We start from the raw sequence: 20,972 nt of genomic DNA, 5'->3' as shown, positions 1-20,972 counted from the left end.
ATTATCGCCAAACAGGAGGTAAAGATAAGCGATAGCGGGCTTATTCTAATCGGTCTGCTGCAAGACAGCCAGTAGTAAGCGGGAAGTTTGATATAGCCAGAGGGAAATGCTTAATTGGTCATTAAAAATGGATTTATCTGCTATTAACTGGGGGTGAGATGTGGCTTTTGGGCACTATTTTTACTGGCGGCTCTACCTTAACCCAAACAAGAAAGGGTGTGAGACACCCTTTCTCGGATAAGCCAATCTAGATTGAGTGAGCACTTACCAGGCTTTTTGCCAGCTACTTACTGGAACAGGCTTAGATTTTCTTTGGCGTATGCTTCAAAATCAGTACAACCGCCAATGTGTTTCTCATCAATGAAGATCTGTGGCACGGTTTCTACCGGTTTGCCGACGGTTTTTTCCAGATCAGCTTTGGTGATACCTTCTGCATGAATATCGATGTAACGGAATTTAAAATCGTCACGTTCAGTTTCCAGTTTTTCTGCCAGTTCTTTAGCACGGACACAGTAAGGACATCCAGGACGCCCGAAAATTACAGCAAACATGTAAAACTCCTTGATTAATTTGAGGTAATCACTTCGCCAATAATTACTGATGAATTCGACTGTTAAATGACTACTAGCGCATTACTTACTCTCACTGGGGCCTACTATGCCCGCTGGCGTGGTGAAAAAAAAGCAGGAATTGCCTGTTGATATGATAAATCTTACCTATTTGCTTCTTGGTACTGTTACAAATTGTATGGATTCAATACACTGGGTCAATGCAGATATATTCCCAAGCAAACTTGAGTTGCAGCTAATACTGCAGCGGCTCAAGTACGAAGGATAGAGAGCCTATCGGAGGTAAAGATGCGCTCGTTAGGAGATATGCCCCGCATTGTGATTATTTCAGAAGTGTTGGGGATGCTGTTACTGGTTGTTGCCTACCTCAGTATCAATGACTTTGTGTCATTGCCGGGTATGATGGGCACACCGGCTGTGGCGATTATTATGATTTTTGTCGGGATCGGCCTGATGATCCCTGCGGCAGCATGTATTGTTTGGCGCGTAGCCAGTGGTTTTGGTCCACTATTAGGGAGTGCTGATAGGATATCCAGGCCACAAAGCAAGAAAGAGCGAGATAAAGCAGGATCCGAAAAAGAGAATAAATCTGAGTAGGATAAGTACTGAGTCTAAATAAGGGCATTAAATTTGTCGGGATTGATCATGGCGCTGTCGGTCAATATTCCGTAAGCTATGCCACTTTTCGTATTATGAGAATCGTGAGGTAGGTGGTTATGGATTCACTCATCGTCCCGGATTTAACCTTATTACGGCGTTGGCTGGATCAACTCGGTATCTCATTTTTTGAATGCGATTCCTGCCAGGCGCTGCATTTGCCACATATGCAAAATTTTGAAGGTGTGTTTGATGCCAAAATCGATTTGGCTGATAACGTCATCCTGTTCTCGGCGTTGGCCGAAGTCAGACCGACAGCACTGATCCCATTAGTGGCGGATCTCAGCCAAATCAATGCCAGTTCACTGACAGTTAAAGCTTTTATTGATATTCAGGATGATAATCTGCCGAAATTGATTGTCTGCCAATCGCTGACCATCGAAGTTGGGGTGACATTGGCGCAATTTGGCTACTTTATGCAGCAGTGTGAAGAGCAGATTTCGATGATTATTCTCGAAGCGCGCGCCAATGATTTACTCTTTATTGGTACTGGCGAAGAGGATGAATCACCGCCAGCCGCCACGGCTTATCCCGTTATCCACTAATATCCTTTCATTCAATGTGCCGCTTCCCGGCGGCACACTGCTATTTCCCCTGTAAACCATAAGATCTTCTGCTTTTTACCCTCTTTTGCCAGATATTTATCGCCGTTTATACCGTTAGTGGCGAATTACATAGATAAAATGTGCATAAAAAATCGATAAAAGGCGTTTTTTACTCTAGAGTCTGGTGCGGATTGCGAACTGCGGTTATGCTGCTGTTGCTGCAAGGGGTATAATATTCCCTCACAAAACCAGTGATTATTCTTGTTAGGTTAATAATCACTCGGCGTGCATAGTCATGCATTCTGTATGGGTGGCAATAGTACCTGGCAGGGCAACGGTATTGTATCCCCGGATACAAATTTAGCTCGCTTTTTCACCCCCTATTTGGAGGAGTTAACGGATGTTCACCCAACGTAAAAAGTGGTTATCGGGTGTTGTTGCTGGTCTGGTAATGGCCGCGTCCGTCTCGGCATCGGCTGAGGAAAAAACACTGCACGTTTACAACTGGTCCGATTATATCGCACCGGATACGCTGGCTAATTTCCAAAAAGAAACCGGTATTAAGGTTGTCTATGATGTGTTTGACTCCAACGAGGTGTTGGAAGGTAAGTTGATGGCAGGGAGCACTGGGTTTGATTTAGTGGTGCCGTCAGCCAGTTTCCTTGAGCGCCAATTGTCTGCTGGCGTATTTAAGCCGCTAGATAAAAGTAAGCTACCTAATCACAAAAATCTCGATCCTGAGTTACTGGCGCTAGTCAGTAAGCACGACCCCGATAATAAATTCGCGATCCCCTATCTGTGGGCGACGACCGGTATCGGCTATAACGTCGAAAAAGTGAAAGCCGCGTTAGGGAAAGATGCACCGGTAAACAGTTGGGATCTGGTGCTGAAACCTGAAAATCTTGAGAAGCTGAAAAGCTGTGGTGTCTCTTTCCTGGATGCACCAAGTGAGATTTTCGCCACTGTACTGAACTACTTGGGCAAAGATCCAAACAGCATTCAGGCGGCTGACTACACTGGCCCGGCAACAGAATTGTTATTGAAATTACGGCCGAATATCCGCTATTTCCACTCATCACAATATATTAATGATCTGGCAAACGGTGACATCTGTGTGGCTGTCGGTTGGGCGGGTGACATCATGCAGGCCTCTAATCGCGCTAAAGAAGCGAAGAATGGCGTGAATGTGGCTTACAGCATTCCAAAAGAGGGGGCATTGGCTTTCTTTGATGTGTTTGCCATGCCATCCGATGCTAAAAATCAGGATGAAGCCTATCAGTTCCTTAATTACCTGATGCGCCCTGATGTGATTGCGAATATCAGCAACCACGTGTTCTATGCTAATGCCAACAAAGCTGCGACACCGCTGGTTAATGCTGAAGTCCGCGATAATCCGGGTATCTATCCACCGGCAGATGTGCGCGCTAAAATGTTCACGCTGAAAGTGCAAGAGCCGAAAATTGATCGTGTGATCACGCGGGCTTGGACAAAAGTGAAAAGTGGTAAGTAACCCGTTGATGGGCAACTAAAATAGACCATGGTAGGGGCAGAGGGTATCTCTCTGTTCCTGTTTTTTTATTGCGCCGCACCCAGAGTGCGGCCTGTTCTGCTTTTACGGAGAGCACGCTGAGTGAATGATGTCATTCCCCGCCCGCAGCCCAAATCCCAGAAGGTGTTTACACCCTTGCTGGAGATCCGCAATTTAACTAAATCATTTGATGGTCAGGCCGCTGTAGATGATGTCAATTTGACTATCTACAAAGGTGAGATCTTTGCGCTGTTGGGGGCTTCAGGCTGTGGTAAATCCACCCTGTTGCGTATGCTGGCCGGTTTTGAACAGCCGACACAGGGGCAGATAGTCCTTGATGGGCAGGATTTATCCCACGTGCCGCCCTATCAGCGTCCGATCAACATGATGTTTCAGTCGTATGCACTGTTCCCGCATATGACGGTTGAGCAGAATATTGCGTTTGGTTTGAAGCAAGACAAGCTGCCTTCGGCTGAAATCAAAAGCCGGGTGGCTGAGATGCTGACACTGGTACACATGCAAGAGTTTGCCAAACGCAAACCACACCAGTTATCTGGCGGTCAGCGCCAACGTGTTGCACTGGCGCGTAGTTTGGCGAAACGGCCAAAACTGCTACTGCTGGATGAGCCAATGGGCGCGCTGGATAAAAAGTTGCGCGACCGTATGCAACTGGAAGTGGTGGATATTCTGGAGCGAGTCGGGGCTACCTGTGTGATGGTGACTCACGATCAGGAAGAGGCCATGACCATGGCTGGGCGCATTGCCATTATGAACCGTGGCAAATTTGTGCAAATTGGTGAACCAGAAGAGATTTATGAGCATCCGAATAGTAGATTCAGTGCTGAATTTATCGGCTCGGTGAATGTGTTTGAAGGCGTATTAAAAGCGCGCCTGGACGATGCTCTGGTCATCGACAGCCCCGGTTTGCGCCATCCTCTAAAAGTGGATCCCGATGCTTCGGTGGTCGACGGCGTTCCAGTCTTTGTTGCCCTACGGCCGGAAAAAGTGATGTTGTGCGAACAAGTACCGGAAGATGGCTGCAACTTTGCCGTCGGCGAAGTGGTACACATTGCCTATCTGGGCGATCTCTCCATTTATCATGTCAAACTCCATAGTGGTCAGATGCTGAGTGCACAGCTACAAAATGGTCATCGCTACCGCAAAGGGATGCCCACGTGGGGCGATGAGGTGCAATTGTGCTGGGATGCTGACAGCTGCGTGGTTTTGAGTAGCTAGGTTTGAGTCGCTAGTTTGGGCAGCTAATGGTCTTGGGAGCTTAATATTGTGATACCAGAATCCACTCATGGCGCGGCAGAGCCACCGATCCGTGCGGTCGGGCCAATTAAGGCGCTGATACAACGTTTCCAGATGGCCCATGGCCGTAAACTGGTCATCGCCATGCCCTATCTATGGCTATTCCTGCTGTTTATGCTGCCATTCCTGATTGTGTTCAAAATCAGTTTGGCCGAGATGGCCCGTGCAGTGCCGCCCTACACTGATTTGATGACCTGGCTGGACGGTAAGCTGGATATCTCGCTGAATCTGGGCAATTACCTGCAACTGCTTGATGATCCACTTTATATCGATGCCTATTTGCAATCACTGCAAGTGGCAGCAGTCTCCACGTTTTGCTGTCTGATTATCGGCTATCCATTGGCTTGGGCAATTGCCCACAGTAAATCATCTACGCGCAATATCTTATTACTACTGGTGATCTTGCCCTCCTGGACCTCATTTCTGATTCGGGTTTATGCCTGGATGGGCATCCTGAAGAACAATGGCATTTTGAATAACTTCCTGATCTGGACCGGGATTATCGATCAACCGCTGATTATTCTGCACACCAATTTGGCGGTATATATAGGCGTGGTCTACTCCTACCTGCCCTTCATGGTACTCCCCATCTATACCGCACTGACGCGGCTGGATTACTCATTGGTAGAAGCGGCGTCAGATCTCGGTGCCAGGCCCTTGAAAACCTTCGTCAGTGTCATCATGCCGCTCACCAAAGGCGGGATTGTGGCGGGTTCCATGCTGGTGTTCATTCCGGCGGTGGGGGAATTTGTTATCCCTGAACTGCTCGGCGGGCCAGATAGCATCATGATTGGGCGTATTTTGTGGCAAGAGTTCTTCAATAACCGCGACTGGCCGGTGGCTTCAGCGGTGGCAACGGTGATGTTGGTGTTGCTGATTGTGCCGATACTCTGGTTCCACAAGCACCAGAATAGAGAGCCAGGAGGTTCGGTATGAACAACCTACCGGAAGTGCGGTCGGTCTGGCGTCGGGTGATCTTGATTATCGGCTATACCTTCCTGTATGCGCCGATGCTGATGCTGGTGATCTACTCGTTTAACAGCTCAAAGCTGGTCACCGTCTGGGCGGGTTGGTCTATCCGCTGGTATATCGAACTGTTCAATGATTCGGCGATGATATCCGCTGTTGGATTGAGCCTGACTATCGCGGCCGCCTCTGCCACCATGGCCGTGGTGCTTGGGACGATCGCCGCAGTGGTAATGGTGCGTTTTGGGCGTTTTCGCGGCTCGACCGGTTTCGCTTTCATGTTGACCGCGCCGCTGGTCATGCCCGATGTGATTACCGGTTTATCCCTGCTGCTGCTGTTTGTTGCCATGGGACACGCCATTGGCTGGCCCGCAGAGCGCGGCATGTTCACCATCTGGCTGGCGCATGTCACCTTCTGTACCGCCTATGTGACGGTGGTGATAAGTTCACGATTACGTGAGCTGGACCGCTCCATCGAAGAGGCAGCAATGGATCTGGGTGCCACGCCACTGAAAGTGTTCTTTGTCATCACGGTGCCTATGATTGCCCCGGCACTAATTTCTGGCTGGCTGCTGGCCTTTACCCTGTCGCTGGACGACCTGGTGATTGCCAGCTTTGTTGCCGGGCCGGGTGCCACCACCTTACCGATGCTGGTGTTCTCAAGTGTGAGAATGGGGGTTAATCCGGAAATAAATGCACTGGCGACCTTGATTCTGCTGGTGGTTGGCATCATTGGCTTGATTGCATGGTGGTTTATGTCCCGTGCAGAAAAACAGCGGTTACGTGAGCTACGCAAAGCTGCCCGTAGCTGATTGTTAAAAAAGGGGTGATCTTCAAAAATGGTTGATGGCTAAGAATGGCTGATTGTCCTTAAAACTGTTAATCTTTCACTTACTTTGACGCCGCTTTCTAGCGGCGTTATTGTGAGCGATAACAGCAGGTTGTCGAAAACTGAACCGGGGTACAGACAGGGCAATATGAGATTATCATTTTCATCCTCAGCATTTTCGTCTTCAGCCACCACTCCAGTACCGGTTTTGATTGCCGGCACGGCTATTATTGCGACCCATTTTCTTGGCGTGCTGTTATTAGTGGCTGAATTGGGGTGGAGTGGCACGGGTGAATTTGTTGGTGAAAATCTGCAAAGCTGGGACTCCGGCTTGATCTTAGTCGCCAGTATCCTATTGCTGCTGCTGGAAATTGTCTGTGGCGTTGCGGTATGCCATCGGCAGAACTGGGCGCGTTGGTGTTATCTATGGTGCCAGATACTCGTCGTTAGCTATCTGCTGATAGTTTCACTCGATTGGCTGGTACTGGATGTTTTCCGCGTCGAGGGCGAGAGCGGCGCTGAAATCTTGCATAGCTTACTGCTACAAAAAATACCTGATGTGGTGATTATTGGCCTGTTATTTTTCCCCTGGCATCGCTATTTCCACCACGCAAAATGAGTGTTTAGCACGACACAGTGCTACAATTCGTCCCCATCAACAGCTTCGGCTGCGAATTATTTAACGTCTCAGATTATCACGGTCAATTATTAATGCATTGCACTCAGTATATGGCGGGTAGCTGCCGTTCCTGCCAGTGGCTGGATAGACCTTATCCGCAGCAACTGGCTGACAAACAACATCATTTGGAAGATCTGTTGGCGGGGCACCCTGTGGCCCAATGGCTAACGCCGGTTTTCGGACGTGAGAGCGCTTTTCGCAATAAAGCGAAAATGGTGGTCAGTGGCAGTGTCGAGCGCCCATTATTGGGGATGTTACATCGTGACGGCACCGCCGTTGACCTATGCGACTGCCCACTCTATCCCGCCAGCTTTGCGCCCGTTTTTGCCGTGCTCAAAACCTTTATCGCCCGCGCGGGCTTAACACCCTATAACGTCGCCCGCAAGCGTGGCGAGCTTAAATTCCTGTTACTGACTGAAAGCAGCTACAGTGGCGAACTGATGCTGCGCTTTGTCTTACGCTCTGAAACCAAGCTGGCGCAATTGCAGGCGGCGTTGCCGTGGTTACAACAACAACTGCCCCAACTGGCGGTTATCTCGGCTAATATTCAGCCGGTGCATATGGCGATTTTGGAGGGGGAGCAAGAGATCTCCCTTACCAAGCAGCAGGCGCTGCCGGAACAGCTTAATCAGGTGCCACTGTTTATCCGCCCACAAAGTTTTTTCCAGACAAATCCGCAGGTTGCAGCTTCGCTCTATGCCACGGCACGGCAATGGGTGCGTGAGTTGAGTATCAGTAGCATGTGGGATCTGTTCTGCGGTGTTGGCGGTTTTGGTTTACATTGTGCCGGGCCTGAGACTCAGCTTACCGGGATTGAAATCAGCGCCGAAGCCATCGCCTGTGCACGCCAGTCAGCGGATCAGCTAGGGCTAAAAAATGTCAGTTTTGCCGCGTTGGACTCCACCCGTTTCGCCACCGCAGCAGCACAGGTGCCCCAATTGGTATTGGTTAACCCGCCACGGCGTGGAATAGGGGCCGAACTTTGTGATTATCTGACTCAGATGGCACCTGAATTTATTCTCTATTCAAGCTGTAATGCAGAGACAATGGCGAAAGATATTAGCAGGTTAGCCGATTACCATATTGAGCGGGTGCAGTTGTTTGATCTCTTCCCTCATACTGCTCATTACGAAGTGCTGACACTGCTTACCCTTCGTTCTTGAAGCCGCAGGGGTGTTGGCTGCGTTCACGCACCCGAATCACTTACTGGTGTAAGCTCATCGGGATTTGCTCTCTTGCCGCCTACCTGCGACATCAATAACTTTGGGTAAGTTATGGGAACTTGAAGCCGCAGGGGTGTTGGCTGCGGCATTAAGTAGGCAAGGTATTATTGCGGGAACCACTTATCATTGATGGTCTTATATGTCCCATCAGCTTTCACCGCATCAATAGCTTTATTCAGTTTTTCCAGCAGTGCGGTGTTCTCTGGGCGCACGGCAATTCCAAGACCAGTACCGAAGTATTGCGGATCAGTCACATGCTCACCCACTGATGCCAAATTCGGGTTAGTTTTCAGCCACTCATTCACCACCGCAGTATCACCAAACACCCCATCAATACGGCCATTTTTCAGGTCAATAATGGCATTCTGGTAGCTGTCATAGGCCACGGTTTGGATTTCAGGATGCCTATCCTGCAAATATTTCTGATGTGTTGTCCCATTCTCCATCCCAATTTTCTTACCTTTCAGATCAGCAAAAGAGCTGAACTTGCCTTTTGGGGCGATCACAATGGCTGAGTTGGCATAGTAAGGTTGGGTGAATGCCACTTGTTTGCTACGTTCTGGCGTGATGTCCATGCCGGAGATAACGGCATCATAACGTTTGAATTTAAGCGCAGGGATCAGGCTATCAAAGGCTTGATTGGTGAATGTGCAGTTGGCTTCCATTTGCTTGCACAATGCTTTTGCCAAATCCATATCAAAGCCGACGATTTCGTTATTGGCACCAATGGATTCAAATGGCGGGTAGGTGGCGGAGGCGGCAAAACGGATGGTATCCGCTGCGGTGGCGCTGAAAACCATACCACTTAAGATTGTTGCCAATAGTAACTTTTTCATGCTTAAACTCCTGTCAGAATTTTTTAAATGGAATGAGCTATTAGTTATTGATTTTATTATCACTAGTGATTTGTTATCGCAATTTATTTGGATAACTGATGGGGTTTACATTGCCAGCTTATGAATTTATATGCAAGTAATGTGATTAAAAATTTATTTTTTTATTTTTTTTAAGGGAAGGTAACCCGATTTGGTTGTTAAAGCTTCACGGCTCACTTTACCGCCGCAGTGGGTTGTATCGGATCAGGTTTCGGTTGATATTCGTTTAGTGCTCACTTGAACTTTGTGACCTCAACCGAGCAGGAGGGCAGGCCGGCCCTCCTGCACCTGCGGCTTGCGCAAAATATTACTGCTATTCGCAGTGCCCTCCGGCAGCTTGCCGGCTGTTCGAACCGGGGCTGACTCGCTCCCAGCTCGACCGCCCCTTTCGCCGCGTCCATGCGGCTCATTCGGCCTGCAATCTTTGTTGGTAATATTCCTGATTGCGCTCAACGTCAAAAGAGAAAATCAAAACCAAACCATGGTCTTGGCCTTGAAGTTAAAAGCACATTTGAGCTGCCGAGTGAAGAGTGAAGGTAGGACGTGAGGCATGGATGCCGAACGAGCCGTGCTTGAGCAGGAGCGAATCACGGCGGTCCGTTAGCGGAGCGATGAGGGAGGGTATCCACGTAGTGGACAAGCGATACGTGCGAAGCGCGGGATTCCAGAAGGGTGCGCGCCCGCACCCTTTGGCGGTTGGTTCATTGTAGGTAAGGTGGGCTGTGTAGCTTTGACAACCGAACAGACCACCGAATCCTGCTCCAATCAACGGGATAGGGGATCTCTCCCCTCAATTTCGCCGCTCAAACGCCAGTGCTCTGCGCTCCACCAACCGCATCAACAATGTCAGCAACCCATTCACACACAGATAGACAATCCCGGCAGCGCCAAACACCATCACGTCATAAGTACGGCCATACATCAGTTGGCTGTAACCCATAACTTCCATCAATGTGATGGTGTAAGCCAGTGAGGTGCTTTTGAATACCAACACCACTTCGTTGGAGTAGGATGAGAGTGCGCGTTTAAAGGCAAATGGCAGGAGGATGCGTAACGACTGGGCTTTGGACATCCCCAGAGCTTCGCAAGATTGCCACTGACCTGATGGGATCGCGCGGACAGCCCCATAGAACAGTTGAGTGGTATAGGCCGCACTATTCAATGCCAATGCAATCATTGCGCACAACCAAGGTTGCGACAGCAGACTCCATAACCACGGATATTCACGGATAGCCGGGAACTGCCCTGGGCCATAATAGATCAAGAAAATCTGCACCAGCAGCGGGGTGCCAGTGAACAGTGTGATATAGATCTTGACCAGCGGCGTAATAATGGGGGTTTTCAGTGTCAACACAATGGTAAACAGCAGTGATAACACTAATGCCACTAATAAGGAGGCAATGGTCAACGTCAGGCTGGTATGCAGCCCTTTTAGGATCTCAGGTAAGTATTCCAGCATCAGGATGGGCTCCGTTCAAAACGAGTGGTACGGAGTTCAATCCATTTGAGCACGTACTGGCTCAGCAGGGTCACTACCAGATAGATTGCTGCGGCAATCACATACCAGGTGAAGGGTTCCTGAGTGCGGGTGGCAATGCTTTTGGTTTGCAGCATCAGGTCATTCACACTGATCAGCGACACTAACGCGGTATCTTTCAGCAGCACCAACCATTGGTTACCCAATCCGGGTAGGGCATGACGCCACATCTGCGGCATAATCAGGCGGAAGAAGATGGCCGCCTGGCTCAAACCCAATGCTTGCCCAGATTCCCACTGCCCAATCGGCACGGCTTTTAGCGCGCCCCGTAAGGTTTGTGAAGCGTAAGCCGAATAGAGCAGGGCGAGGGCTATCACACCGCACAGGAACGGGCTGACCTCGAAATCATCAATATTAAGCTTAATTGGCAGCTCAAACAGATAGAGATTCAGGGTAAATCCGTCCGACAGCATCATTAGCAGCTGAGAGGAGCCGAAATAGATAAACAGGACCACCAGGATCTCGGGTAGCCCGCGTAAAATGGTGACCCAGCCGGTGGTCAGATAGCTGACCACTTTCAAGCGCGATGATTCACAGACGGCAAACAGCATCGCCAGAACCAGACCGAGGGCCAGTGCACAAACGGCAAGGCCGACGGTCATACCGGCGGCGCTTGCTAAAGGTTGAAATTCATTCATGGGTGCTTAGATTACTGCTGGAACCATTTTTTATAGATTGTCTGATAGGTGCCATCGGCTTTAACTTTCGCCAGCGCAGCATCTAACTTACCCAGTAATTCGGTATTGGTCTGACGAACGGCGATACCTAAACCGGTGCCGAAATAGTCAGCGTCAGTCACCTTATCACTGACCGCAGCCAGTTGGTTATTCTGCTTCAGCCACTCATTCACCACCGCAGTGTCACCAAATACCGCGTCCAGACGGCCATTTTTCAGATCAAGAATCGCATTCTGATAGCTGTCATAAGGGACGGCAGTGATTTCAGGGTGTTTTTCCATCAGGTATTTCTGATGGGTGGAACCGTTTTGCATCCCCACGCGCTTGCCTTTCAGGGCGGCTAAATCAGCCACTTTGCCTTTCTCGGCGATAAACAGTGCGGAGTTATCATAATAAGGTTTGGTGAAAGCAACTTGCTTTTGGCGCTCAGGAGTGATGTCCATACCTGAGATAACCGCATCAAAACGCTTGAATTTAAGGCTAGGGATCAAGCTGTCAAACGCCTGATTGGTAAAGGTGCACTCGGCCTGCATCTCTTTACACAGCGCATTCGCCAGATCGATATCGAAGCCCTGCATTCTATTATTGGCATCAATGAATTCGAATGGCGGATAAGTGGCTTCCGCAGCGAAACGGATAGTTTCAGCGGCAGAGGCAGACAAACTGATACTGGCGAGGACGGCAGCAATTATTAATTTTTTCATCGCAAATTCCCAAATAGATATCAATGTGACAGATAGCTGGCAAAAGCTTCGGTTGTTGGTTGAGTAAAGTGGCTGGCATCGCCTTGTTCCACCACGTGGCCATTTTCCATATACACCACACGGCTGGCGGTTTTACGAGCCACTTCAACTTCATGGGTGACGATCACTTGAGTGATGCCGGTTCCGGCCAATTCACGGATAATGCTGACGATTTGTGCGGTAATCTCTGGGTCGAGTGCCGCAGTGGGTTCGTCAAACAGCAAAACCTGAGGCTCCATCATCAGCGCACGGGCAATGGCCACGCGCTGTTGCTGACCACCGGAGAGGTGCAGCGGGAAGCGGGAAGCGAAGTCGGTCAAACGCAGTCGCGTCAGTAATTTCTGCGCCCGCGCCATGGCCTCATCTTTTGACAGACCCAGCACGCGGCAAGGGGCTTCAATCAGATTTTGTACCACGGATAGATGCGGCCAAAGATTGTATTGCTGGAAGACCATACCCACATTTTGGCGCAATTCGCGAATCGCTTTTGCCCCTGGAGCTTGGGTAAAATCGAAGTGATTACCGGCGATCTGCAAGGTGCCGGAACGAGGCATCTCCAGCAGATTGAGCACGCGCAGTAGTGAGCTTTTACCGGCACCGCTTGGCCCTAGTAACACTAAGGTTTCGCCAGCCGGACAGTCTAATGTAATGTCGAACAGCGCTTGATGTACGCCGTAGTAACAGTTAATTCCGCTAAGTTGAATACTCATGCGCCAAATCTGAATAGCCAATGATGCGGTGAATGGTAACTTCCGCGGCATACTTATGCAATCTTTGTGCGTTAAAATTTATTAATAACCAGAGTTTAGTGAGAAAAACAGCATAACATTTGGATTTGACTCTACTCAGAGGGAATTTGTCGTGCGATGAATAAATCTGACAGAGCATCCGCAGTGGCAGATTAAAAAGTAATCAAAATGGGAATCTACTTGTAAATCAAAGCATACCGGTTGACTGGAAGAAAACCGGTACACATTGATGGCAGGAGTAATCTGGCAGCTAGCTCTATTTGGCAGACAGATTTATTCGATAGATTAGATTTATCCGGCAGATAATAGGCTAGCTACCCACCGGAGGAGAAAGGTATGGGATCAGTGATCACCCAGTAGCTGACGTAAGCTGCTGGCGGGGGCAGAGACGCCCATAAAACGGATATCATCGACCACCCAGCAGCTTCCTTCGCGGATCATCAATACCTCATCTTGCCACGTCACCGATTTGCCGCCGGCACTCTGATGAGTCAAATTAACACGCAGCGGAATGTTTCGGGCGTCGGTATTGGGAATGGTTGAGGCGCTGGCAACATCCGCACTGGTCGTGCCTTCGCGCAGACTGGTAAAGATATCGCCGTTAATGGGCTGGGTTTTATTCACTTGAGCAGTGCTACGGCTGCCCGCCTGTTTTCTGGCGGTCTGAATCATTGTGTAAAGTGCCTGGCTCAGATAAGGGCGAAATTGGGCCGAGAGATTATCATCGGGCAAGCCAGTGTGATTACCAATTTGCTGAACCCGCAGATCATAGAATTGTTGCGCCACCTGATCCGGCCCACCGTCAACACAAGGTGCTGTGCGGCTGCTGATATCCTTAAATGCCGGATCGACGGTGCTGGTACAGGCGCTAAGCAGAATGGCGAGAGGAAGAATCAGAGCAATTTTTTTCTTTTTCATATGATGACCTTAGGTGAAAGAAATCTGTTATGAAAGTGATTGTAGTATAAGAGCTATTTTCTCGACTGTCTTATGCTTGCCTGTAATCGCTTCATTCAGCACTTCTATGCACCACAGATGGCTATAAACCACGCAATTTACCGTGATCTTTTAGCCAGCGGGCGGTGCGATTTATCCCCTCATCCAGTGACACTATCGGGCGATAGCCCAGCTCTTGCTCAGCGCGGCGGGTGTCTAGCGTCAGATCAAAGTTGAGTTTGGCGACACCATAATGTGTCAGCACCGGCTCCTTTTCCGCCTTATTCCCCAGCTTCTCCATGGCTCTGGCCATGATATCCATCATCGGATAGGGCACCGAGCGGATGCGGCATGGCATATCTAGCTCGTCGAGCAGATGTTGCACGATGGTGCGCAAGGGGCGGGGTTGCTGGTTGGTAATATTATAGGCTCGGCCCGACAGGGTATTTTGGCTTTGGGTCGCCAGCCACATGGCATGTACCGCATTTTCCAGATAAGTCATGTCTACCAGTGCATTGCCGCCACGGGGCAGCAGCAGGGTGCCATAGTGCTTAATCATCTGTAGCAGACGTGGCAGCATCACTTTATCGTGCGGGCCAAATAAGCCCTGCGGGCGCAGGATGGTAAAATGCGTTTGTGGGTTAGAGAGCGCCAATTGCTGGATAACCTGTTCGCCGGCGGCCTTGCTACGGGCGAATTCATTGGCGTAACGTGCTGGCCGAAAATCTTCCTGAATATTACGGTGATGATGATAATCGAAATAAATAGCAGGTGAGGAGATATGAATGAAATTCTCCACGCCATAGGCGGCGGCCCATTCGCCTAAGCGGCGTGTGGCGCGCACATTCGCCAACTCAAAAGCCTGCTCAGTGCCCCATGGCGAGGTGAAACTGGAGCAGTGCCACAGTGTATCGACATCAGCCAGCATGGCTTTTGCCTGCGAGGAAACCAGATTCGTCAGATCCGCATGAATAAATTCAGCGCCCATTTTTGTCAGTAGTGCGCCCATCGCCGCATTGTTGCCGGCAGCGATGACTTTGATACCCTGACGACGGAGATATTCAACGGCATTTCGGCCTAACCCACAGGTTGCACCGGTGACCAATACCTTCATAGCGAATTCGGTTCCCACCAAAAATCAGAATGCTAGCGTTTGGAATCATTCGCTCAGCAAATAAGATGCCATTCTTCCGTGAAATGATGCGCTATGCAATCAGAAAGCACCGACTGTCCGCTTTTTCCTTGGGTTTACAGTGTTGTTGACTGCTAATTAGAAGAAAAATGGCCATAAGTTATGCCGGAGGTTTATGGCAAGGTGCCAGTTGCGGAGAGAACAGGTAGATCATCAAGACGCCGTAAATCCCTCCCTGGAGGCTCGAGCCGCGCCCTCCCTGGCGCGGACGCTTGACTCTTCTACCCGTTCTCACTGTTTCAAATCGAGTCATCGACTTTTTTAACACTTTGGGGCATGAGTTATGCCACTCAATTTAAGGCGTTGGCTCGTCACCTGATTCACTTTGCGCCAATGTGCTGTGCAGGTGTTGGCGATCATATTGCTCCGCCAGCGTCGCAATGCGTTTTGCCATGCCACGGAAGATAAACAGATGGGCTGGCATCATCACAAACCAGTAAAGCAAGCCGCTAAAACCTGCCGGATGCCACCATGCCCGCACATCAAAACTGCGCCGCCCGCCTAACTCTTTGATGGTAAACGTCAGGCGGCCCAAACCGGGGGCTTTCATGCCGAACATCATCGCTAACTGACGTAACGGCTTGACGGTAATGACTTTCCAGCCATCAACCAGGTCACCTAACTCCAGAGTTTCGCGATCCGGACGGCCATAGACTACGCCGCCGCCAGCAATGTCATCCATCCAGGCGCGGGTTTTCCACAGCAGATTGCCGTAGAAATAGCCCTCTTTGCCGCCGATTTGCTGCACCACATGCCAAAGTGCTTCGCTGGAGGCGGTGGTGTAGAGTTGGCAACCCGCCTGCTTAGGGTAAAATCCATAACCGGGCCGCCAGCGGGCGCGGGCTTCGGGGTCATAGCCCCAGTCAGCGGAGTTCACCACTTCATCTTCACGGCGCAGTGTCTCTTTGACCGCATCGTCAAAACTCACCAGTTGCTGCGGGATAAGCGCCTGCAATGCTGCGCCATCGGCCGGTAAATCGTGGTTTAGCCCCTCAATCAATGCGCTGGCAATGGGGGTCGGCACTGAGGTGATCATGCTGATGAAATAGACTGAGATAAAGCGGGTCGGCAGCGGGATCGGGATCAACCAGCGCCGTTTACCACTGATGGCAATAAAGCGCTCGAACAGGGTTTGATAGCTGATGTACTCCGGCCCTGCAACATCGAAAATGCGGTTCTCTTGCGCCGGGTGATTGAGCAATTCCGTCAAGTAAACCAGCAGGTTATCCAGTGCGACGGGGGATGATTTCGAGCGCACCCAGCGAGGTGGTGTTAGGATCGGCAGGTTATAAACCATGTCGCGCATCACTTCAAAGGCGGCTGAGCCGGGGCCGACAATGATGCTGGCGCGCAGTTCCGTCACCGGAATGCCACTTTGGCGCAATAAATCACCGGTCAGTTTACGCGCAATCAGATGGGAGGAGCTGTTGTTCCCCGGCTGTAATGCGCCCAGATAGATGACCTGTTTCACTGAGCAAGGGGGGGCCTGTAGGGCGGCCTTCATATTGTTGGCGGCCAGACGCTCCTGCTCAATTAAATCCTGCCCTTCGCCCATGCCATGGACTAGATAATAAACGATATCAATATCTTGCAGGGCGGTGCTGAGGGTGTCGGGCTGATAAAGATCGACAAAGCGGCAGTCGACACCGGGCCACTGCTGCTCTTTTAGCCACTCGACACGGCGGGCGGCGGCAGTGACATGGTGCCCCTGTTGGCTGAGTCTGGGGATCAGGTGCTGGCCGATATAGCCACTGGCCCCCAGCACCAATATCCGTTGCGGCGTCATGCGCGCTGCCCGGCCAAAAACTCACGCCACAGTGCAACCACTTTTTCCAGATCCTGGCGGCTTATATTGATGTGGGTAATCATTCGGGTAACTGGGCCTGCGCTGATTAATACGCCACGTTCGCGCATCCAGGGGCCAAATTTTGCCGCTGACTCGGCAGACTGCTTAATATACAGCACGTTAGTTTGTGCGCCGGGTGCCACAATCTCGACATCCAGTGAGCGTAGTTGCTGCTCTAACCAGGCGGCATTGTCATGGTCATCTTTTAAGCGGGCGACATTGTGCTCTAAGGCGTACAGCCCTGCCGCTGCCAGAATACCGGCCTGACGCATCCCACCGCCGGTCATTTTACGCCAGCGGCGGGCGCGATGAATATATTCCGCACTGCCACACAGCAGCGAGCCAACTGGCGCACCCAGCCCTTTGGAGAGGCAAATGGTCAGGGTATCGCAATATTGGCTAATGTCGCTCAAGGGCACATTCAGCGCCACCGCCGCATTAAAAATACGTGCGCCATCAATATGGAGCGCCAGTCTCTTCTCTCGGGTCAAGGCCCAGGCTTGCTGCAAATAGCTCAGTGGCAACACTTTGCCGCTATGGGTATTTTCCAAACTTAATAGCCGGGTTTGGGCAAAATGAATATCGTCGGGTTTGATGGCGGCTAACACTTTATCCAGCGGTAGGGTGCCGTCATCATTGGCATCAATGGGTTGCGGCTGAATACTGCCAAGTACCGCCGCGCCACCCGCTTCATACAGGTAGTTGTGCGCTTTCTGGCCGACAATATACTCTTCACCCCGTTGGCAGTGGGTCAATAGCGCGACCAAATTGGCCTGTGTGCCGCTCGGCAAGAACAGGGCGGTCTCTTTGCCCGACACTCTGGCGGCTTCGGCTTCTAAAGCATTAACCGTCGGGTCATCACCATACACATCGTCGCCAACTGCGGCATTCGCCATGGCATTGCGCATTGCGGCGTCAGGTTGCGTTACTGTGTCACTACGTAAATCGATCAGCATCATTCTCTCGCGGTCAGAAAAAGGGGTATGCTTCATCATAGCCAGATTGATAAAACAAGAAAGGAGTGGCAGGGATTATTTATTGATAATGAGAATAATATTTATCAGGGCAATTGATAATTAATGAAATTATGGTTATCCGCTGATTTATTAGGATTTTTCTCGATTGGCGTAGATCAAACACGAAGCTGTATTAATTCGCTCCAGGCATTTTCCTTGTTTATCGGTAAAGAAGCGCTTTTCCAGTTCGCGGGCATCGGCTCTATCCAATAGCGTAAAACCGTACTGCTGTAGCAGTGCATCAAGGCCATTGGCGGCGATGCCAAACCGCCAGGCTTCGCCAATACTGCGCACCCCCTCAACACTCTCTTTTACGCCATATTCGCCGTTGAATGGTGAGCTGTCGGTTGATCCGTGGTCATCCACCAACAGATGATCATAAACAAAATCAAAAATAATCTGGCTGCCATCGCGGCTGTAGTCACTGATGGCACTCAATAGCGTTTTTACCTGCGCGGGGTCCAGATACATCAGCAAGCCTTCCAACAGAAACAGGCACTTCTCTCCGGCTGGCAAGGGGAGGGTTGCGAGGGTGTCAGCCAAATTTTGCTGATTAAAATCAATGGGTAAAAAGACCAGATTGGCAGGTGGTGAGATGTGGGCCTCACTCAGTTTTTCGATTTTATGCTGCTGCATGGCGGGACTATCAATTTCAACAATAGCGCTATGTTGCAGCGCGTAATGAAAGCGAATGGCTCTGGAATCAAAACCGGCCCCCAGGATAAATATTTTGCTAAAGCGCCCCGCGGTTTTTTTGAAAATATCATCAATATATAAAGTGCGGGCGACAATGTAGGGGTAGATGCCGGCGGGGGTAGCGAGATTTAATATATCATCGCCCAGCAGAAAGGTTTTCTGCATCATAGAAAAGAGTGAATGGAAGGTCTGACTCAGAATAACCGCCACATAATCATCACTTTTAAGATGGGGTCTCTTCTCAGCGTATGACTTTGCGCGCAGCAAACAGGTTAATTCAGCCGTAGCGGAGGATCCTGATTTGGCTCTCTTTGGCATAGCGATACCACCATCAATGGGGTCAATGTGCTGTTTATACCGTGTTTGTGATGACAACGAGTCAATAAGTGACTCTACGCCTCTCTGGGCTATTTAGCAGGGTGATAAGTTGAAAGTGTCGCTTACGCCACATAATACTTGTGGGTTATTGCTGTAGTGAATTGGGTGAAAGGCTGGAAGCGGCTGCGTCACCGTTTGAGGTTATTGACAATGTGCCAGAAGCGGAGAGAACAGGCGGATCGTAAAGACGCCGTAGATCCATCTCTGGAGGCTCGTTCCGCGCCTTCCCTGGCGCGGACGCTTTACTCTTCCGTCTAACGTAGCCAATTGGTTTTTGCCAGCTCGACGACTTCATCACCACGACCATTGATAATCGCCCTGAGCATATACAGGCTGAATCCTTTGGCCTGCTCGAATTTGATTTGTGGCGGCATCGATAACTCCTGCTTAGCTGTCACTACATCCACCAATACCGGCCCCGGATGGGCAAATGCGCTCTCCAGTGCGGCATCCAGCTCAGAGGCTTTCTCCACCCGAATACCCTTGATGCCGGCGGCATTGGCAATGGCGGCAAAGTCTGGATTATGCAAATCGGTGCCGTCAGTCAGATAGCCGCCAGCTTTCATCTCCATCGCCACAAATCCCAGCACACTGTTGTTGAACACCACAATTTTCACCGGTAATTTGAGCTGTGCCAGCGTGAGGAAATCCCCCATTAGCATGGTGAAACCGCCGTCGCCGCACAGGGCAACGACTTGCCGATCGCGGGCGGTGGCTTGCGCGCCAATGGCTTGTGGCATGGCGTTCGCCATCGAACCGTGGTTGAACGACCCCAGCAAGCGCCGTTTACCGTTCATCTCAAGATAGCGGGCTGCCCACACTGTGGGAGTGCCCACATCACAGGTGAAAATAGCGTCATCCGTGGCGTGGCGGCTGATTTGCTGTGCCAGATATTGCGGATGGATCGGCTGGTTATCATTGGCAGTCGCCAGCCCATCCAGATCCTTGCGGGTGGTATGATAGTGCTCCAGTGCTTTTGCTAAAAATTGGTTATCACTTTTCGCCTCTAACTGCGGCAACAGCGCGCGCAACGTAGTTTGGATATCACCGACCAGCGCCATATTCACTGGGCAGTGAGCACCAATGCTGCCGGGATTGATATCAATCTGGATGATGTTTGCATTGGTGGGATAAAAGGCGCGATAGGGGAATTGGGTGCCGAGCAGTACCAGAGTATCGGCACTCATCATGGCGTGATAACCGGAGGCAAACCCAATCAGCCCGGTCATACCCACGCTGTATGGATTATCCCACTCAATATGTTCTTTGCCTCGCAGTGCATGGACCACCGGGGCTTGCAGCATTTCCGCCAGTTTGACCACCTCATCGTGGGCATCAGCACAACCGCTGCCGCACATCAGAGTGATATTTTTCGCCTTATTCAGTGTTTGCGCCAAAATCGCCAACTCACTCATCGGCGGCTGAACCAGTGGCAGTTTCGGTGTTTGCCACACCACGGCGGCCTCTTCGGGCGCGGGCTGTAGTGCTACATCGCCCGGTAACACAATCACTGAGACACCACGGTTAAGAATGGCCTGGCGCATGGCTATCTCCAGCACCCGAGGCAACTGCTCTGGGTTGGAAACCAATTCACAGTAGTGGCTACATTCACGGAACAGCTCTTGCGGGTGGGTTTCCTGAAAATAACCACTGCCAATTTCGCTGGAGGGGATATGTGCGGCAATCGCCAGCACCGGAACATGGTTGCGGTGACAATCAAATAAGCCGTTGATTAGATGGAGGTTGCCGGGGCCGCAGGAGCCAGCGCAGACCGCTAGTTGCCCGGTCAGTTGCGCCTCGGCACCGGCGGCGAAAGCCGCCACCTCTTCGTGGCGCGTCCCCAACCACTCAATGGTGCCCATGCGGTGCAGGCTATCACTCAGGCCGTTGAGTGAGTCCCCAGTGACGCCCCAAATTCGCTTAACACCTGCTTGTTCCAACGTTTTTGCGACCAGTGTTGCCACGGTTTGCTTCATAGTTGTTCCCTCAAGGATTAATGGCGAGTCATTATTCTCTG

At 50.7% G+C, this 20,972-nt stretch carries 20 protein-coding genes and 1 pseudogene; 8 read left to right on the top strand and 13 right to left on the bottom strand.

What is annotated here, in order from left to right; translation table 11 throughout:
* Positions 1–287: 287 nt before the first annotated feature.
* Positions 288–551, bottom strand: coding sequence for a GrxA family glutaredoxin (locus AACW11_RS15260; protein ID WP_004873700.1), 264 nt, complete (start codon positions 549–551; stop codon positions 288–290).
* 306 nt (positions 552–857) lie between these two features.
* On the opposite strand from AACW11_RS15260, the gene AACW11_RS15255 reads away from it, so the two are divergent.
* From AACW11_RS15255 to rlmC, 8 genes are all read left to right on the top strand, one after another.
* Positions 858–1,166, top strand: coding sequence for a YbjC family protein (locus AACW11_RS15255; protein WP_212584644.1), 309 nt, complete (start codon positions 858–860; stop codon positions 1,164–1,166).
* Between the two features lie 119 nt (positions 1,167–1,285).
* On the top strand, positions 1,286–1,771 hold the full coding sequence (locus AACW11_RS15250) for a YbjN domain-containing protein (protein ID WP_212584643.1): 486 nt from the start codon (positions 1,286–1,288) through the stop codon (positions 1,769–1,771).
* 400 nt (positions 1,772–2,171) lie between these two features.
* Positions 2,172–3,281 (top strand): spermidine/putrescine ABC transporter substrate-binding protein PotF, encoded by a 1,110-nt coding sequence (gene potF / locus AACW11_RS15245; protein ID WP_212584642.1) that lies wholly within the window; start codon positions 2,172–2,174, stop codon positions 3,279–3,281.
* A gap of 120 nt (positions 3,282–3,401) precedes the next feature.
* Positions 3,402–4,535 carry a putrescine ABC transporter ATP-binding subunit PotG gene (potG, locus tag AACW11_RS15240; RefSeq protein WP_212584641.1) on the top strand — a complete coding sequence of 378 codons (1,134 nt, stop codon included), beginning with the start codon at positions 3,402–3,404 and terminating at the stop codon, positions 4,533–4,535.
* 48 nt (positions 4,536–4,583) lie between these two features.
* Entirely contained in the window at positions 4,584–5,549 is a 966-nt protein-coding gene (gene potH / locus AACW11_RS15235; protein WP_212584640.1) for a putrescine ABC transporter permease PotH, read from the top strand.
* Positions 5,546–6,391: a putrescine ABC transporter permease PotI gene (potI, locus tag AACW11_RS15230; protein WP_032898273.1), complete on the top strand. Its 846-nt coding sequence runs from the start codon at positions 5,546–5,548 to the stop codon at positions 6,389–6,391. The genes potH and potI overlap by 4 nt, the downstream gene beginning before the upstream one ends.
* A 165-nt stretch (positions 6,392–6,556) precedes the next feature.
* Entirely contained in the window at positions 6,557–7,027 is a 471-nt protein-coding gene (locus tag AACW11_RS15225) for a YbjO family protein (protein WP_212584639.1), read from the top strand.
* Between the two features lie 92 nt (positions 7,028–7,119).
* Positions 7,120–8,250: a 23S rRNA (uracil(747)-C(5))-methyltransferase RlmC gene (gene rlmC / locus AACW11_RS15220; protein WP_212584773.1), complete on the top strand. Its 1,131-nt coding sequence runs from the start codon at positions 7,120–7,122 to the stop codon at positions 8,248–8,250.
* 164 nt (positions 8,251–8,414) lie between these two features.
* Here rlmC and AACW11_RS15215 read toward each other — a convergent pair whose 3' ends face one another.
* The 12 genes and pseudogenes from AACW11_RS15215 to poxB all read right to left on the bottom strand — a co-directional run bounded on the left by AACW11_RS15215 (position 8,415) and on the right by poxB (position 20,931).
* Positions 8,415–9,146 (bottom strand): arginine ABC transporter substrate-binding protein, encoded by a 732-nt coding sequence (locus AACW11_RS15215; protein WP_212584638.1) that lies wholly within the window; start codon positions 9,144–9,146, stop codon positions 8,415–8,417.
* Positions 9,147–9,975: 829 nt separating this feature from the next.
* Positions 9,976–10,644, bottom strand: coding sequence for an arginine ABC transporter permease ArtM (artM, locus tag AACW11_RS15210; protein WP_032899150.1), 669 nt, complete (start codon positions 10,642–10,644; stop codon positions 9,976–9,978).
* Entirely contained in the window at positions 10,644–11,360 is a 717-nt protein-coding gene (artQ, locus tag AACW11_RS15205) for an arginine ABC transporter permease ArtQ (protein ID WP_048619862.1), read from the bottom strand. Before artQ ends, artM begins: the two co-directional genes overlap by 1 nt.
* An 11-nt stretch (positions 11,361–11,371) precedes the next feature.
* Complete coding sequence (gene artJ, locus AACW11_RS15200; RefSeq protein WP_212584637.1) at positions 11,372–12,103, bottom strand: arginine ABC transporter substrate-binding protein; 732 nt, start codon at positions 12,101–12,103, stop codon at positions 11,372–11,374.
* Between the two features lie 20 nt (positions 12,104–12,123).
* Positions 12,124–12,852 (bottom strand): arginine ABC transporter ATP-binding protein ArtP, encoded by a 729-nt coding sequence (artP, locus tag AACW11_RS15195; protein WP_212584772.1) that lies wholly within the window; start codon positions 12,850–12,852, stop codon positions 12,124–12,126.
* Between the two features lie 381 nt (positions 12,853–13,233).
* Positions 13,234–13,809 carry a lipoprotein gene (locus AACW11_RS15190; protein ID WP_212584636.1) on the bottom strand — a complete coding sequence of 192 codons (576 nt, stop codon included), beginning with the start codon at positions 13,807–13,809 and terminating at the stop codon, positions 13,234–13,236.
* Between the two features lie 121 nt (positions 13,810–13,930).
* Positions 13,931–14,941 carry an NAD-dependent epimerase/dehydratase family protein gene (locus AACW11_RS15185; RefSeq protein WP_212584635.1) on the bottom strand — a complete coding sequence of 337 codons (1,011 nt, stop codon included), beginning with the start codon at positions 14,939–14,941 and terminating at the stop codon, positions 13,931–13,933.
* 373 nt (positions 14,942–15,314) lie between these two features.
* Positions 15,315–16,805: a DUF2867 domain-containing protein gene (locus AACW11_RS15180; RefSeq protein WP_212584634.1), complete on the bottom strand. Its 1,491-nt coding sequence runs from the start codon at positions 16,803–16,805 to the stop codon at positions 15,315–15,317.
* Positions 16,802–17,821, bottom strand: coding sequence for a low-specificity L-threonine aldolase (gene ltaE / locus AACW11_RS15175; RefSeq protein ID WP_212584771.1), 1,020 nt, complete (start codon positions 17,819–17,821; stop codon positions 16,802–16,804). The genes AACW11_RS15180 and ltaE overlap by 4 nt, the downstream gene beginning before the upstream one ends.
* A 150-nt stretch (positions 17,822–17,971) precedes the next feature.
* The gene (locus AACW11_RS15170) at positions 17,972–18,895 is read right to left on the bottom strand and encodes a class I SAM-dependent methyltransferase (RefSeq protein WP_212584633.1); all 924 of its coding nucleotides are present in this window, start codon (positions 18,893–18,895) and stop codon (positions 17,972–17,974) included.
* 197 nt (positions 18,896–19,092) lie between these two features.
* Positions 19,093–19,158 (bottom strand): annotated as a pseudogene (locus AACW11_RS20875) (gluconate 5-dehydrogenase); the annotation flags it as partial.
* 51 nt (positions 19,159–19,209) lie between these two features.
* The gene (poxB, locus tag AACW11_RS15165) at positions 19,210–20,931 is read right to left on the bottom strand and encodes a ubiquinone-dependent pyruvate dehydrogenase (protein WP_212584632.1); all 1,722 of its coding nucleotides are present in this window, start codon (positions 20,929–20,931) and stop codon (positions 19,210–19,212) included.
* Positions 20,932–20,972: the final 41 nt, after the last annotated feature.

The sequence above is a fragment of the Yersinia sp. Marseille-Q3913 genome (assembly GCF_963892745.1).
Classification (GTDB): domain Bacteria; phylum Pseudomonadota; class Gammaproteobacteria; order Enterobacterales; family Enterobacteriaceae; genus Yersinia; species Yersinia bercovieri.
This window is presented reverse-complemented; position numbering and strand designations above follow the sequence as displayed.

Coding starts and splice junctions, on each gene's coding strand:
- AACW11_RS15260 (WP_004873700.1), bottom strand. CDS start 551: ATGTTTGCTGTAATTTTCGGGCGTCCTGGATGTCCTTACTGTGTCCGT.
- AACW11_RS15255 (WP_212584644.1), top strand. CDS start 858: ATGCGCTCGTTAGGAGATATGCCCCGCATTGTGATTATTTCAGAAGTG.
- AACW11_RS15250 (WP_212584643.1), top strand. CDS start 1,286: ATGGATTCACTCATCGTCCCGGATTTAACCTTATTACGGCGTTGGCTG.
- potF (WP_212584642.1), top strand. CDS start 2,172: ATGTTCACCCAACGTAAAAAGTGGTTATCGGGTGTTGTTGCTGGTCTG.
- potI (WP_032898273.1), top strand. CDS start 5,546: ATGAACAACCTACCGGAAGTGCGGTCGGTCTGGCGTCGGGTGATCTTG.
- AACW11_RS15225 (WP_212584639.1), top strand. CDS start 6,557: ATGAGATTATCATTTTCATCCTCAGCATTTTCGTCTTCAGCCACCACT.
- rlmC (WP_212584773.1), top strand. CDS start 7,120: ATGCATTGCACTCAGTATATGGCGGGTAGCTGCCGTTCCTGCCAGTGG.
- AACW11_RS15215 (WP_212584638.1), bottom strand. CDS start 9,146: ATGAAAAAGTTACTATTGGCAACAATCTTAAGTGGTATGGTTTTCAGC.
- artM (WP_032899150.1), bottom strand. CDS start 10,644: ATGCTGGAATACTTACCTGAGATCCTAAAAGGGCTGCATACCAGCCTG.
- artQ (WP_048619862.1), bottom strand. CDS start 11,360: ATGAATGAATTTCAACCTTTAGCAAGCGCCGCCGGTATGACCGTCGGC.
- artJ (WP_212584637.1), bottom strand. CDS start 12,103: ATGAAAAAATTAATAATTGCTGCCGTCCTCGCCAGTATCAGTTTGTCT.
- artP (WP_212584772.1), bottom strand. CDS start 12,852: ATGAGTATTCAACTTAGCGGAATTAACTGTTACTACGGCGTACATCAA.
- AACW11_RS15190 (WP_212584636.1), bottom strand. CDS start 13,809: ATGAAAAAGAAAAAAATTGCTCTGATTCTTCCTCTCGCCATTCTGCTT.
- AACW11_RS15185 (WP_212584635.1), bottom strand. CDS start 14,941: ATGAAGGTATTGGTCACCGGTGCAACCTGTGGGTTAGGCCGAAATGCC.
- AACW11_RS15180 (WP_212584634.1), bottom strand. CDS start 16,805: ATGACGCCGCAACGGATATTGGTGCTGGGGGCCAGTGGCTATATCGGC.
- ltaE (WP_212584771.1), bottom strand. CDS start 17,821: ATGCTGATCGATTTACGTAGTGACACAGTAACGCAACCTGACGCCGCA.
- AACW11_RS15170 (WP_212584633.1), bottom strand. CDS start 18,895: ATGCCAAAGAGAGCCAAATCAGGATCCTCCGCTACGGCTGAATTAACC.
- poxB (WP_212584632.1), bottom strand. CDS start 20,931: ATGAAGCAAACCGTGGCAACACTGGTCGCAAAAACGTTGGAACAAGCA.